The sequence below is a fragment of the Dyella sp. SYSU CM1112 genome, from assembly GCF_058216415.1.
Genome location: NZ_JBZEGI010000001.1, coordinates 194,260 through 208,967, shown reverse-complemented (window position 1 = coordinate 208,967; position 14,708 = coordinate 194,260). Strand labels below are relative to the sequence as shown.

The 14,708-nt window shown below is 58.0% G+C and carries 14 protein-coding genes; 4 read left to right on the top strand and 10 right to left on the bottom strand.

The features are described 5' to 3' along the window. Positions 1-23: 23 nt before the first annotated feature. Positions 24-743 (top strand): arginyltransferase, encoded by a 720-nt coding sequence (locus tag AC4HNJ_RS01100; RefSeq protein WP_490477679.1) that lies wholly within the window; start codon positions 24-26, stop codon positions 741-743. On the opposite strand, the gene AC4HNJ_RS01095 is transcribed toward AC4HNJ_RS01100, so the two are convergent. The 3 genes from AC4HNJ_RS01095 to AC4HNJ_RS01085 form a co-directional block, all read right to left on the bottom strand. Next, positions 720-2,264, bottom strand: coding sequence for an FMN-binding glutamate synthase family protein (locus AC4HNJ_RS01095; RefSeq protein ID WP_490477678.1), 1,545 nt, complete (start codon positions 2,262-2,264; stop codon positions 720-722). The genes AC4HNJ_RS01100 and AC4HNJ_RS01095 overlap by 24 nt on opposite strands. Positions 2,265-2,320: 56 nt before the next feature. Next, entirely contained in the window at positions 2,321-3,502 is a 1,182-nt protein-coding gene (gene purT / locus AC4HNJ_RS01090) for a formate-dependent phosphoribosylglycinamide formyltransferase (RefSeq protein ID WP_490477677.1), read from the bottom strand. Between the two features lie 290 nt (positions 3,503-3,792). Next, positions 3,793-4,170 carry a DUF423 domain-containing protein gene (locus tag AC4HNJ_RS01085; protein ID WP_490477676.1) on the bottom strand — a complete coding sequence of 126 codons (378 nt, stop codon included), beginning with the start codon at positions 4,168-4,170 and terminating at the stop codon, positions 3,793-3,795. Between the two features lie 84 nt (positions 4,171-4,254). Here AC4HNJ_RS01085 and AC4HNJ_RS01080 point away from each other — a divergent pair, with 84 nt between their 5' ends. The 3 genes from AC4HNJ_RS01080 to AC4HNJ_RS01070 all read left to right on the top strand — a co-directional run bounded on the left by AC4HNJ_RS01080 (position 4,255) and on the right by AC4HNJ_RS01070 (position 6,182). Continuing rightward, entirely contained in the window at positions 4,255-4,866 is a 612-nt protein-coding gene (locus AC4HNJ_RS01080; protein WP_490477675.1) for an SCO family protein, read from the top strand. Between the two features lie 2 nt (positions 4,867-4,868). Beyond that, positions 4,869-5,312 (top strand): copper chaperone PCu(A)C, encoded by a 444-nt coding sequence (locus AC4HNJ_RS01075; RefSeq protein WP_490477674.1) that lies wholly within the window; start codon positions 4,869-4,871, stop codon positions 5,310-5,312. 111 nt (positions 5,313-5,423) lie between these two features. After that, the gene (locus AC4HNJ_RS01070) at positions 5,424-6,182 is read left to right on the top strand and encodes a metallophosphoesterase (RefSeq protein ID WP_490477673.1); all 759 of its coding nucleotides are present in this window, start codon (positions 5,424-5,426) and stop codon (positions 6,180-6,182) included. Between the two features lies 1 nt (position 6,183). Here AC4HNJ_RS01070 and AC4HNJ_RS01065 read toward each other — a convergent pair whose 3' ends face one another. The 7 genes from AC4HNJ_RS01065 to AC4HNJ_RS01035 all read right to left on the bottom strand — a co-directional run bounded on the left by AC4HNJ_RS01065 (position 6,184) and on the right by AC4HNJ_RS01035 (position 14,563). Next, on the bottom strand, positions 6,184-7,062 hold the full coding sequence (locus AC4HNJ_RS01065; protein ID WP_490477672.1) for a cytochrome c oxidase assembly protein: 879 nt from the start codon (positions 7,060-7,062) through the stop codon (positions 6,184-6,186). Positions 7,063-7,155: 93 nt separating this feature from the next. Continuing rightward, complete coding sequence (locus AC4HNJ_RS01060) at positions 7,156-9,075, bottom strand: GldG family protein (RefSeq protein ID WP_490477671.1); 1,920 nt, start codon at positions 9,073-9,075, stop codon at positions 7,156-7,158. Between the two features lies 1 nt (position 9,076). Next, positions 9,077-9,811 carry an ABC transporter permease subunit gene (locus tag AC4HNJ_RS01055; RefSeq protein ID WP_490477670.1) on the bottom strand — a complete coding sequence of 245 codons (735 nt, stop codon included), beginning with the start codon at positions 9,809-9,811 and terminating at the stop codon, positions 9,077-9,079. After that, positions 9,808-10,746, bottom strand: coding sequence for an ATP-binding cassette domain-containing protein (locus AC4HNJ_RS01050; protein ID WP_490477669.1), 939 nt, complete (start codon positions 10,744-10,746; stop codon positions 9,808-9,810). The genes AC4HNJ_RS01055 and AC4HNJ_RS01050 overlap by 4 nt, the downstream gene beginning before the upstream one ends. A 135-nt stretch (positions 10,747-10,881) precedes the next feature. Further along, positions 10,882-12,270 (bottom strand): SRPBCC family protein, encoded by a 1,389-nt coding sequence (locus tag AC4HNJ_RS01045; RefSeq protein ID WP_490477668.1) that lies wholly within the window; start codon positions 12,268-12,270, stop codon positions 10,882-10,884. Between the two features lie 360 nt (positions 12,271-12,630). Next, positions 12,631-13,272, bottom strand: coding sequence for a response regulator (locus AC4HNJ_RS01040; protein ID WP_126683082.1), 642 nt, complete (start codon positions 13,270-13,272; stop codon positions 12,631-12,633). Between the two features lie 67 nt (positions 13,273-13,339). Beyond that, entirely contained in the window at positions 13,340-14,563 is a 1,224-nt protein-coding gene (locus AC4HNJ_RS01035; protein WP_490477667.1) for a sensor histidine kinase, read from the bottom strand. Between the last annotated feature and the right edge of the window lie 145 nt (positions 14,564-14,708).

The window sequence follows — 14,708 nt, the reverse complement described above, 5'->3', positions numbered from 1 at the left end:
CGCAGCGGACATAGAATCATCCCATGCGCTCTGACCACGTCCGCCTATTCCAGACGCTGCCGCATGCCTGCGGTTATTACCCTGGGCGTACCGCGCAGAATCTGGTGATCGACCCCGCCGCGCCCCAGCTGGATCGGCTGTATGGGGCTGCGCTGGATCATGGGTTTCGTCGCGCTGGCGGGCATCTCTATTTTCCGCACTGCCCGAATTGCCATGCCTGTACCCCGTGCCGGATTGACGTAGCGAACTTCAAGCCCGATCGCTCGCAACGCCGTTGCCTGAAACGCAATGCGGATCTCATGGTGAGCGAGCGCATGGCTGGGTACAACAGCGAACGTCATGCGCTGTACTCGCGCTATCTGCGCACACGCCATCCTGGCGGCGGCATGGATGAAGCCGAAGCCAGTGACTTTCGCCGTTTTCTGACCGCTCCGTGGAGCCCCACGGTATTCCTGGAGATGCAATTGGGCGAGCGGTTGCTCGGCGTCGCCGTCACGGATGTATGCATGACCGGCATTTCAGCCGTTTATACGTTCTACGATCCCAACGAAAAGGAACGCGGCCTGGGCACTTTTGCCATTCTGCAGCAAATCGAACTGGCGAAGCGCCGAGGTATCCCCTGGGTGTACCTTGGCTTCTGGATCGAAGGGCACCCGAAAATGGACTACAAGCGGCGCTTCCAGCCTTTGCAAGTGCGCACGGCCGAAGGCTGGACCGAGCTAAGGCAAGACCGACGACTCTGAGGCACCGCTTGCCTTTTGCGTGGACGCCTGCGGATATGGAAACAGCTTGATCAGAGGTACGGAGACCCCGTCATCCCCGACCACTCGGCAATGCGTGCGATCCAATTCACGGGGATCGTCCACACCGCAACTATGGGCAATGATGCCAACCTCTTGCATGACATTCCTGGCGTAGTGCGCCACCCGCTCGCTTTTGTCCATGACCACCAAACCACGTTGCAGCCGCGGATTCTGGGTGGTGATCCCCGTAGGACAGGTATTGCGGTTGCATTGCAAGGACTGGATGCACCCCAGTGCCAGCATGAAACCGCGCGCGGAGTTGACAAAATCCGCCCCCATCGACAATGCCCACGCCACATCGTAGGCAGTGATGCATTTTCCGGAGCAAATGACTTTGACTCGATCGCGCATGCCTCGCTGGATCAAGGTGTTCACCAGCGCCGGCAGCGCTTCGTGCAATGGCAAGCCGACGCCTTCCATCAACGTTTGCGGGGCAGCCCCGGTACCGCCTTCTGAACCATCCACAATGATGAAATCCGGCGCGCTTTCGATACCTCGCCGACTTATTTCGTCGCACAGATCGTCAATCCACTCCATACCGCCAAACACGGCCTTGAAGCCAGTCGGTTTGCCGGTAAGGCGCCGAATATGCTGGAGCGCATCCATCAGCTCCGACACATTGCCGATATCCAGGTGACGGTTGGGACTCTGCGAATCCTGCCCTACCGGAATGCCACGAATTTCCGCAATTTCCGGCGTCACCTTGACGGCAGGGAGCAGACCGCCCATACCGGGCTTGGCTCCTTGACCCAACTTGATACTTACCATCTTCACCTGCTTGTGCGCGCAGATGGCCAAGAGCTTTTGATCATCCAGCTTTCCATCCGGTGTACGCACTCCGTATTTGGCGGTGCCGATCTCGAAGACGATGTCACAACCACCCTCAAGGTGATATGGCGCGAGACCGCCCTCCCCTGTATCCATCCAGATGCCTGCTTTCGCGGCGCCGATCGACAACGCACGTACCGCCGGTGCAGATAACGCACCGAAGCTCATCGCAGAAATATTAAAAAAAGCGGCGTGATCGTACGGCTCACGCGCATACGGGCCGATACGCACCGGCTTGGGCTTGAGATGCCGATCGCCTAACGCAGGGAACGGTGCATTAACAAAAAAGGGAACACCTTCGCCGCGTAGGTCGCGTGTGGATCCGAATGCGTTGGTGTTTTCCGAATTCTTCGCTGCTCGGTACACCCACATACGCTGTGCGCGATTGAATGGCAATTCTTCGCGGTCACTGGAATATAGGTATTGGCGAAAAAATTCGCCCAGATGCAAAAACCAATAACGGAAATGTCCGATCACCGGATAATTGCGCAATACCGAATTATGCGTCTGATTGCGGTCAAGGACCCATACCACCAGTACGATCAGGACCACGGCCACCATCAGCATGACGAACAGCAATGCGAAGGTCTCCACCAGTACGATCAGCCAATGCGCAAAGCCCATTGATTCCATCCTCGTTCTCCATCGTGTGGATTAGTTAACCTCAGCAGAAAGAGGGCTATCCGATTCTACAATTCAGTACGAATGGCTCTTGCCGCCCGGATCGCCTTGGCTTTCGCCGCAACAATATCGTTATCGCGCGCCAGCGTGACTGCCATGCGACGACGTCCCTTCACTTCCGGCTTGCCGAAGATGCGCAGCTGAGTGTCCGGTTCCCTGAGCGCATCGGCTATACCGTCATAACGCGGCGCCCTTCCTTCCCCTTCGACCAGCACGGCGCACGAAGCAGACGGGCCAAGCTGGCGGATCATCGGGATCGGCAGCCCCAGAATGGCACGTGCGTGCAGCGCAAATTCCGATAGATCCTGGGAAATCAGCGTAACCAGGCCCGTATCGTGAGGGCGGGGGCTGACCTCCGAGAAAATGACATCATCGCCCCTGACGAAAAACTCAACACCGAAAACACCCCAGCCACCCAGCGCACCAGTGATGGCTTCAGCCTGTCGCTGCGCTTCGCAGCGAGCTACCTCACTCATCGGTTGCGGTTGCCACGACTCGCGATAATCCCCATCTTCCTGACGATGGCCGATCGGCGCACAGAAGCAGGTGCCATCCCGATGCCGTACCGTGAGCAGGGTGATTTCGTAGTCGAAAGGAATAAATCCTTCAACGATCACCCTTCCCTTGCCGGCGCGCCCACCCGATTGGGCGTAATGCCAAGCTTTTTCTAGATCCGCCGGATCACGCACGATACTTTGACCCTTGCCGGAGGAACTCATTACCGGTTTGATCACGAACGGATAACCGACCGCCGCGACAGCTTCCCGATACTCGGCCTCGCTGTCGCAAAAACGGTAGGGCGACGTAGGAAGCCCCAGCTCTTCAGCCGCAAGACGGCGAATGCCCTCTCGATTCATCGTCAGCCATGCCGCTCGGGCGGTGGGAATCACCTTCAGACCCGCCTCCTCCAGCTGCATCAGCGTAGGCGTATGGATGGCTTCGATTTCCGGCACGACCAGGTCGGGCCTTTCCTGCTCAATCAGGCTGCGCAGTGCATTCCCATCCAACATATCGATAACATGGCTACGATGAGCAACCTGCATCGCCGGCGCATGCTCATAGCGATCTACCGCTACCACTTCCACAGCATAACGCTGAAGCTCGATGGCGACCTCCTTGCCAAGTTCTCCGGCTCCCAGCAGCAGCACCTTGAGAGCATGTTCCGAATAGGGGGTGCCGAACGGTTTCATCGTTGCCTCCGGTAAAACCCGCATTGTACGTCCACGCTGAATGCCGCATTGCAGATTGACGGCAGTTCAACAAAGCGCGCGTGTTCGTACGATACGCGTAGGTCACCGCTCACTTCGATACCGAGCATATTGTGCTCGATACAGGCGATGACAGCTCTCGGCATTTTTCAGTGCCACCTACGAGCTCGGCATCGAATGTGTACTGCGCAAAACACTGCACGAAAACGGCAGGTTAAAACCGCGCAGGTAAAACCTTGCCAGACAGCCAATCCAGTTAAATCCTCTCAATATCACTTTGCACACGCCCGAACCGCCACTCCCATGGCAACCCATCCGATGATGAAGACCATGCCTCCAAAAGGCGTTGCAATGCCAATCCATCGCGGCGCTCCCAGTGCCAGCGCGTACAAGCTGCCGCTAAACAGCAAAATTCCTAGTGCAAAGGACAGCGAGGCAACTCGCCGTGCCTTGCCTGGACCAGACATGGCGACGATAGCCAGCGCCAAGGCATGCCAGAAATGATATTGCACGGCGGTGTGCCACAGTTCGTAGTGCGCCGTATCGAGCATCCCTCTCAATGCATGAGCGCCAAAGGCTCCCAGTAGTACCGCACTGGCCCCAGCCATGCCAACCAGTAAGCCTTCACGCATTTGGGCAAGTTGTCGCATGAACATCATTTCCGGGAACAAAAGGAGGATGGAAAGGTTCTGCCTGTCGTATGCTGATCAGGTTCCACCAGTCGGAATTTTTGCATGAAGCTGCTGCGCTGCGTTCGCCTTTGCCTTCTGCCGGCACTTTTATTGATCTGCCTGTTACTTGTCGCGTGCCACCGGGACGAAGCGCCTCCCTGGCAATTGGACGATATCTCCGGCCACATGCCTGATCTTTCGTTTCAGCTTACGGATGATCACGGCCAGACGGTTACCGCCGCCAATTACCGTGGCAAGGTAGTGCTGCTCTACTTCGGTTACACCCACTGCCCGGATGTCTGTCCGCTGACGCTCGCGCACCTGCATGTGGTGATGCAACATTTAGGGAAATTGGCCGATGGTGTACGTATCCTTTTTGTGACCGTGGATCCTGCCCGCGATACCCCGGAGGTCTTGCACGGATATGTCACTGCCTTCGATTCTCATGTTATTGGCCTGACGGGCTCCCCAGCTGACATCGAGGCACTTACCAAACGCTACCGTGCCGCTTTCACCCGCGAGCCAGACAAATCCAGCGGCGGTTATGACGTCAGCCACAGTTCCGGTATTTACATCTTTGACACCACGGGCAAGGCACGCCTGTTGGCTACGCCTGCGGACACTCAGGATAAATTGATCCATGATCTGCGCCTTCTGCTGAGCCAAGGAGCCTAGACATGAAGCGCTATGCTTTACTTGCCTTGTTGGTGACCTGGGTTCCACTCGCAACGCAAGCTGCCCAAGCAAGCCACATCAGCGCATCGCATGCCTGGGTTCGTCTGCTGCCTGGCGACCTACCGGCCGGTGGTTATGTGACCCTGCGCAATAACGGTCCCGCTGTCTCAGTCATCGTTTCCGCACATAGTCCAGCTTATAAGACGGCCATGCTGCACCAGACGACCTTAAGCGCGAATGGCATGAGCAGCATGGCGCCACTGCAGCGCCTTTCCATTCCCCCCCACGCTAAAGTCGCCTTGGCTCCTGCGGGATATCATCTGATGCTCCAGGGAGCCACACGCCCGCTGAAGCCCGGCGACACGATCGATGTCACTCTGGACTTTGCCGACGGCAGTCATCTGCCCGTCTCCTTCACGGCGCGTCCGGCGAACGCCTCCGACTAAATCCAGGCAGCTTCGTGGTATCTCACCCGAATACTTGCGTAGCTCCCACCCCCGCGCCGCCGTTTCCAGCTACTCTTCAGAAAGCGGCGATGCCATGAGGCAAACACGAACGTGCGTGTTTTCGCAGTTTCCGACCTGCACCTGGACTACGCGCCCAACCGCGAGTGGCTTCAGCAATTGCCGTTGCAGGAATACAACGATGATGCATTGATCCTCGCCGGCGACATTTCGGATCGATTAGTGTTGCTCGAACATGCGTTTGAAGCCCTCGCAAAGCGCTTTGCAGTGGTCTTATATGTGCCAGGCAACCACGACCTGTGGGCCACACGCGAGCCTGTTGCCGACTCTTTTGAGAAATTCGAAAAGGTGCTCGGTACGGCGAAAGATCACGGTGTGCACACGGATCTCTTCCGCCACGACGATATCGTTATCGTGCCGCTGCTTGGCTGGTACGACTATTCCTTCGGCCCGGCTGATGCGTATCTCAGAACCGCGTGGGCGGATTACCGCGCCTGCCGTTGGCCCGACTACGATGATGCGGCACTTACGCACTTTTTCATCAGCCGCAACCCCGAGCCTTCATCGCTGGACCTGGCAAGCCCGCGTACGATCATCACGTTTTCACACTTCCTTCCGCGGATCGATCTCATGCCGGACCGCATTCCCGACAAACATCGAAAGGTCTATCCCGTTCTAGGTACGGAACGCCTTGAAACGGAGCTGCGGCGATGGGGATCGCATATTCATGTATACGGGCATAGCCACGTCAATCGACGCATCACACTGGATGGCGTCTCGTATATCAATAACGCCTTCGGCTACCCTTCGGAAGCCCATTTCACCGCGCGCGATCTCGCACCAGTGCTTTGAATTAACGGCCTGCGCTACCCGCTGCCGCAGCAGTGGGTAGCGTCTGCGCAGCACGCGACTCACGACGGATTCGCCCGCTGCGCGACAACCGTAGCCATTGGCGCATGGCAAGCAGACCACCGGCAGTTTCGATCATGGCTGCAGGCACCCAAATGATGATGCCCCCGATCAACTGCCCTGTGAAAACATTGATGTTGAAGGCCCGCCCGCAGATTTCAAAGATGGGATAGAGGTCGGCCTTGGAGAAGGTGATGATGGCGCCCGCGAGAATCTGAGGTGTCATGGTGATGCCCGGCGACAGCACTCTCACACCGGGCACCATGCGCCCGGGCGGCCTGGGCCGGTGATCCAGCACCAGCCACCAATAAATAAAGCCACTGACGATCATCGACCAATTCATGAATCGATAGATGCGCCAGTCAAGCATGGCCATCGTCTGCATGGTGGGGACCAGCCAGATCAGGATGAATACGACGAATAGCACGGTAGCGACGGCCGGGTTCAACAATACGGCGCTTAATAGGCGCCACGGCCACATGCGGGATACCGGCCGCAGGAAGCGCGCACGCCACTTCAACGGCATCCCTGCCCGCAATACCGATCCAGGATAGGACGCCATGATGATCAGTGGGGCGAGATGGTGCAGCAGCAATTGCTGCAAGCGATGCATGAAAAACTCATGCTCGGCGTAGAAATCAAAATAGGTATGCAGGCTCAGGTAGGTGATCGCCATGCCTGACCAGAACGCGATCTTCCGCCCCATACTTACTGACAGCGCGCGACAGCCGCGCCAATACAGCACGCATGCAGCCAGGAAGCTCGCGAGGAACACCCATGAAAATTCCCAGGGAATGAACCACTTCAACAAGATGGCGATCATCAGGCTCAAACCCACCCCGACGGTAGTACCTCAGCTTAAATCAGCGTAGCGCAAACCGGCAGCGCCAGCTTGCCGCAGCCACCCCCTTACTTATTACGCTCGCTGACGCCGATTGCGTCGCGTGCGACGCCATCCATAGATCAAGCCGGCCAGGGTGATCAACACCGGCAGTAGCACGATATTCAGCACTTTCAGCCGTGTACCCAGGGCATCAATCTCCGTATTGAGCTGATGCTGAACCTCGCGTAGCTCCTTGCTGATCGCCAGCTCACGCTGCAGGAACTGTTCGATCTCCTGCTTCTGTTCAACGCTGGTCGAGTTGTCGCGCGCTCCTTTGGCGGGCTGAAGTTCGTCGAGCCGCTGCTTGGTATCGGCCAGCTCGTTCTCCAATTCCCGTTCTTTCTGGAGAAACTTTCGATCGGCCACGCGCCGCAGGGCCTGCACACGTGTGAAGGGACGCTGCGAACTGGAGCGTCCTCGAATGGAAAGCAAGGCCGAGGAACCGCTCAAGTTATCCACCAGGTTGTTGATGAAGTCACCGTTGTTGGCGAAGGCGCTAAACATGGGTTGCCCCAGGAAAGAAGTCTGCTTTTCCCCCCATAGCCGATCGGTCAACAAATCGGTATCGGCCACCACAATCACCTCCGTATTCGGCGGCGAGGTAGCCAAGTGGCCAGGCTTCTTGGCGTATTCCGGAAAAGCACTATTGAAAGTGCCCCGCACCCTGGCGGCAATGACATAGTTCTGATTTTGCGGCTGGTATCCGTCCAGCAAGCTAGACGGATTGCCGCTCGCCTCGATCACCCGCTGGGTAGGCACTACTTCGGCGTCCGCACTGCTCTGCATCAGAGGTATCAGCCGTGTGTTCGCGTTGGGCAACAGGTCGAAATGCCCCGCTGAAGAGACATACACGCGTTGCAAACTGGCAGTAATCACGTCATCGCGATTGAGCTCAGCCGCACCTAGACCGAGCATGCCAGGATGCGCAAGGTTGGCGCCGGCCAATTCGATCTGCAGTGCACGTGAACGATCAAGTACGACTTGATCCGGATTGAAGGAAACGCCCCAATCCGCAAAGAGGCGCGGCAAATTGGAACTGTGGTTGTTGGTGGCGCTGGTTGCATCGTCTACCAGCGGAGCAGGATCCGATTCCGAGAAAGGATCGACGAAGACCGCCAGGTGCCCCCCTCCGAGCACGTATTGGTCAATCGCATATTGCGCGCTGACCGGCAGGTTCTTGGGATGGATCAACAAGAGGACGTGGATATTCTTATTGATATGATTGAGCTTGTTGGCATTAATCATTTCCACGTCGAACAATTGTTGCAACTGGCTCATGACGGCCCACGGCGGTGTGCCTTGCAGCGGATCGCCCATGATTGGCAGATCCGAAATCACGCCGATGCGCGGCTTTTCTGGCTCGCTTAGCTGATACAACAGCTTGGCGATGTCGTACTCCAGAAAAGCCTCCCTGCCTGGATCAAAAAAGGGTATGGCTAGCGTGCGGTTGATCGTCTTGCCATGTGGGTGCTTAGGATTTTCCGTTTCCGCATCAGCCGTATCTGCATTGGGCGGCCGTGTAGTGCCGACAAGACCAAAGAATATGCGTTCGCCGTTGCTGCCACCGTTAACAGGAGTCAAGCCGTTGCCTTCAGCACTAGCCTCATCGTCGGAATAAGGCACCGGATCGACAATTTGCAAACGGATGCGCCCGTGTGAGCGAGCCACCATCTCCTGCAGCATCTCGGCAACACGCTGCTCGTAGCTGCTCACCTGTGGGAGATCTTTCGTAGCGTGCTGGGAGAAATACAGCGTCAACCACAGTGGCCGCCTTACACTGTCAATGATCTGCCGGGTACCCGACGAGAGGGTGTAAAGGCCGTCCGTCGTGAGGTCGAATCGTTCGGGCGCCAGCCAGCGGCTGGCCACCAGGGCGAGGCCGCAATAGGAAAGAATGACGGCAATCAGCAAGCTGATCAAAAGAGTCCGCCTGCGCAACGTGATGCGTGCCATCTCAGCGGCTCCGTTTCAGATCGAGGACCAGCACGCCTGCTGTCAGCCACGCCGCGATGGTGAGAACGAAGTACAGCAAGTCGCGCATGTCCAGCACACCGCGCGCGATCGCTTCGTAATGACGTAGCATCGATAGATGCGCGATGGCATTGACCAGCTTGCGCGGCAGCGTTCCCTGAAAGAAATCGACGACTTCGGGCTGCCCTGCAAGAATCAATAGCACGCACACGACTGCGGTCAAGATGAAGGCAACGACCTGGCTGCTCGTCACGGTGGACAGGCATGCACCGATCGCGAGAAATGCACCCGCCATCAGCCAGCTCCCGAGATAACCGGCGATGATGATGCCATTGTCCGGCGACCCTAAATAATTGACGGTAATCCAGATCGGGAAGGTCAGCAGCAGTGCCAGTCCCACGAAGAACCATGCAGCGAGGAATTTGCCCAGCATCGCCTGCCAAAGCGTGGTAGGCAGCGTGAGTAACAGTTCCATGGTTCCCGATTTTGCTTCTTCCGCCCACAAGCGCATCGATACGGCAGGAACGAGTATCAGATAAAGCCACGGATGCATGACGAAGAATGGTTGCAGATCGGCAATGCCTCGCTCGTAAAAATCCCCGGCGTAAAACGTCAGAATGCCCGAGAGCACGAGGAAGATCACCAGAAATACATACGCCACTGGCGTGACGAAATAGCTGCGCAGCTCGCGACGCATGATGGCCATCGCGGGACTCATGAGCGAGCCTCCATTTCTGCACCTAGCGTGATTTGCCGAAACACTTCATCCAGGCGTCCACGCTCAAGCTGGATTTCGGAGACCTCCAATCCCTGTTCGCGCAGCAGCGACTCAACCGGCTCCAGAATCCGTGCACCGGGTTTTGGAAAAACGGTAACGCGGCCGTCCAGTGGATCCACTTCGATGCCTGCGACTTGCGGCAAGCGTCCAAGCATTTCTTGCGATATGCCGCTGCCCGCCGCACTGAACGACACTGCACCGTGATACCGCGAACGCGCTTCCAGTTCCGCCGGAGTGGCATCGGCGCGCAACCGACCGCCTGCAATGATCACGACCCGGTTGCACAGGGCATGCACTTCTTCCAGTAAGTGGGTAGAGATCAGGATGGTCCGTTCGCGTGCCATGGCGTCGATCAACTGCCGAACAGTATGTTTCTGGTTGGGATCGAGGCCATCGGTGGGTTCGTCAAGCATCAGCACCGGTGGATCATGCAGGATGGCTTGCGCAAGCCCGACACGCCTACGCAGTCCCTTGGACAGCGTATCCACGCTGACATTCAGCGCATCTTCGAGCTGCAAGTAGTTGACCACCTCGTCGAAGCGGCGCCGGCCCACATCAGCACGCAGCCCACGCATACGCATGATGAAGACCAGAAACTCGCGCACGGTCATTTCGCCATAGCTGGGCGCCCCTTCCGGCAGATAACCGAGCGCGCGCTTGGCTTTGAGCGGTTCCTTGATCACATCATGACCGCAGACTCGCGCTGTGCCCGAGGTAGGCGCGAGAAAGCCGGCGATCATGCGTATGGCCGTGGTCTTGCCCGCTCCGTTGGGTCCTAGCAGGCCGAGTACTTGTCCGGGTTCGGCGTAAATGCTGAGTGCATCCACCGCCGTTAGATGGCCATAACGCTTGGTGAGCTTGTCGGTCTCGATCATGTCCGCTCGCGAAGGGAACCGCAGTGCAATGTACCGCAAGCAGGCCACAAAGTTCGTCGAGCACCATCGTGTGCGGAGCACAAATGAAAAAGCCCTCCGGTCGGGAGGGCTTTTCGAACAACATGCCGCTGGTACTTACTGGGCGGCAGGCGCCGCGCTGGTGCTGGCCGGTGCGGGAGCACTGCTGCTGGAGGCAGGCTGACCGTTGCCATTGATGACGCCCGGCTGCTTGATGCCTGCCTGCTGTTCCGGCGTCTGCTGCGGCAGCGTGCCGCCATCCGGTGAATCCGTGATCGGCAGATAGACGTCGTACTGCGCATAAGTCTGGATATTGCCGCTGGCGTCCTTCACTTCCGGCTGCGCCAGGATGTCGTACAGGCGATGGGTGACTTCGTCGTACTTGTAGCCATGTGTCTGCGCATAAGCCTTCAGCATATCGCGCGTCTGCGGTACACCGGCAGCAGTGCCGTTCCAAGGAGCTTCCAGGGCCGGACCACCAAATGCCAGGGTGGCGCGGACATTGTTGTCGATGACCAGACGACCGTAGCGATCCTTGCTGCCCGGCTGCAGGCCATTGTTATTGGCGTCGGCCGGTGCGGCGGCCGTACTGCTCGAAGCCGGAGCGGCGGCCTGATCGGCAAGCGAGGGAGGCGTCGCAGGAGTCAGCGGGTAGCTCTGACCCGCAACCGTGAGATTGGCGGAATCGATCGGTTCGGCCACATCGAAGGTGTAGGTCTGATCACCATAATTGGTGGTGAAGATGACGCGCGGCCCGGTCACGTTCACGCCGAGCTTCTTGGCCGCATCGTTGATTTGCTTGATGGCCGTATCGGTGGCTTCGTTCAAACCATCCAGGCCATCCTTGCGATTCATGGATGTGGAGACGATCAGCACGGGGGTCTGCTTGGTCTGCACGATGTACGGATCCAATCCGCTGTAGTCGACATTGGGTACCGACGCCAGCACGTTCTGCAGGTTATTCAGGCTGTACTGGATGAAGGCATCCGGCTGGCCATGAATGTATAGATTGGAATAACGGTCAATCAGGTTGAAGCCATAGCTCACGTCATACGACCACGTGATCTTGGTCAGCTTGCCGGTGTTGCCTTGGCGCAACAGATCCAGGGTGAAATGCTTGTCGCTACCGCGCCATGCATTGTCCAGGTTCCAGATGATCTCGGCGTCGTTGACCGTCGTATCGATCTTGTTGAACTCCGGCTGGACACTGGCAATGGTCAACTTGCCGTCGCCCACCTTCTCGTCCTCGCCGCTCCAGCTGATTTCAGCTCCGGGACCATAGGCATTGCCCGAGAGGGTGTACTTGGTCTTCGGATCGTACGCGCGCAGCACGCCGTAATCAGGGAAGGTGCGGAAATTAGCCAGCACGTCGTAAACCTGGCGAAGGTCTTTGCTGACCACCAGTGACCGCTCAATGTGGCCGCTGCCGGGCATGATAACGCCCACCACGACGCCAACAACGGCGACGATGATCAGGGCAACGATGAATTCCAGAACACGCGTCATTCCAGGTTTCTCCGAGACGTCTCTCTAGTGCGGTGGAAAAGCGCAAGTCGGAACGGAACCGCCACGATCGCACTTCCCTCGAGGGAAACCGCATCAGGACGGGGGGTCGGCCGGCGCCTAAGCTGCCGATGGTACTTGCTCACGCGCAGGAACGCTACGGGATGGCGGGCCTTATTCCTACGCTGCTTCGCAGCAATGCCATCACGCGCCACGTGGCCAAATTTGTTAGGGGAAAAGAGCCAAAAAATAGGGACCTGGTCCCGGCCATGCCGAGCTGACCCATTCAGCGCCAGCGTCCAAGTCCATGGTACCCACGCACGCAACTCACCCTGCCTATGGCATGGGTTCGCCGGGCATCGGTCAAACGATCCCCAACTCAAGCGCCTTCAACACGGCCCGCGTGCGATCACGCACGCCGAGCTTGGAGAGAATGTTGGACACGTGATTCTTTACGGTGCCTTCCGCGACCTTGAGCGAATTGGCGATTTCCTTATTACTGTAGCCACCGGACAGCAGGCGCAGGATTTCAGTTTCTCGCTCGGTCAGCGGGTCCGGCTGCTCCAGGCTGGTGAACTGGTTGTGGATACGGCCGACGCCGGCCAGCAGACGCTGCGTCACCATCGGCGCAACCAGCGAACCACCATTGGCAACGGTGCGTACGGCCTCCACCAGTTGTTCCAGCGATACATCCTTCAACAGGTATCCCCGCGCACCCGCTTTCAACCCCTGCAACACCAGCTGATCATCGTCAAAGGTGGTGAGAATGATCGTAGGTGGCAGCTCGTTGCGCGCCGAAAGGGCCTGTAACACTTCCAAGCCGCTCATATTGGGCATGCGCAGGTCGAGTAGCACGACGTCCGGCTTGATACGCGGGATGTCCTGCACGGCCTGTACACCGTCCGCGCATTCAGCCACGACACGGATGTCCTCGGCCAGATCAAGCAGGGAACGCACGCCCTGGCGAACCAGGTTCTGGTCGTCGACAAGACAAACGGAAATCATCGTGGATCCTCGCAACATAGGTAGCTACAGCAAACCACATGCGTACGTTTAGCATTCTTGCAATTCATCAAGTAAGGCTCAACGCAGGTGGCTCGAAACGTGATGGCGTATGTGCCAACACGGAAGGGGTACCCAAGGGAAGACGGATGCTGAGAGCAAAACCCTGCCCCGTCCCACTCTCCATCGATACGCTGCCGCCGAACTCCGCCAAACGTTCGCGCATACCCGACAGGCCATTGCCAGGCATGATGGCAACGGTGCCGCGGCCGTCGTCGCGGGCGCTCAGGCTAAGCAACGTTTCATCTTCGTAAGCAAAGGTAAGCCAGAGGTTGCGAGCCCCTGCGTGGCGGGCCGTGTTGGTGATGATCTCTTGCACGCAACGCAACAGCACCTGCGCTCGACGCGGATCCTCGACGCTGAAGCGCGGAGGGACCGCTACATGCACATGCAGACTGGGAACACCGTCGATAAGGCTCTGCAGCGCCTGAGTGAGGTCGATGGCATCGTCCTGGCGCAGCTCGCTCACCGCCTCGCGCACATCCGCCAACAATAGACGCGCCGTGCTCTGTGCTTTCCGCACGTGCATGGCGGCAGCCTCGTTGCTCAAATGGCTGGCGACTTCGAGGTTAAGACTCAACGCCGTGAGATGGTGACCGATCAGGTCATGCAGTTCGCGTGCGATGCGCATGCGCTCCGCAATGCGGGTAGATTCGGCAAGCAATGCCCGGGTGGCGCGCAACTCGGAATTGAGGCGACGCTGCGCTTCGCGTTCATCCGCTTGTTGGCTGGCCACGGTCGACACCACAAACGCAAGCAGCGAGTAAGCGGTATAGATGCTGGACTGAAGCAAGGCCAGCACGATGCTGTACTTGAGTTCGGAAAACGTCGAAAACAGCGCGGCCAGACATAAAATCTGCAGCACAGTCCAAGCCACCCCGATCCAGAAGGGAACCACCCATGGCAGGATGACCGATACCACGACCAGCAAAATGGCCGATAAGCCGCTGTGGGTGTACCACCCCACCACCAATGCGGCGGCAGTCATCAACAACAAGCCGAACAGCCGCGCAACGACATGTGTCCGTGACCCGAGGTTATTCGTGATCAGCAGATACATCACGCCAAAGATCAGATAGAACAGCGTGCAAATCAGCAGCGCGAAATTGGGGCGATGCAGCAAATCCAGCCGTTCGGTCGCCCAGCCGGTAAACAAGGGCGTGCCGTCGCACAGGTAGGCGAACAAGCCGGTAATGCGCAACAGCCGTTTATGGTTGAAGTTAGTCATCGCCATGCCTCGCATCATAGGCCCGTGCCCTGGTGGTGTAATGCGCGGGAAGTCATGCGGTCGCCGGAAGAAGAGTCGCTGGCAAACCACCCGACTCACCATGAGCTTTCGCGCGGACTCCACTATCCCGCACCTTGCGTTTTACGAAGCT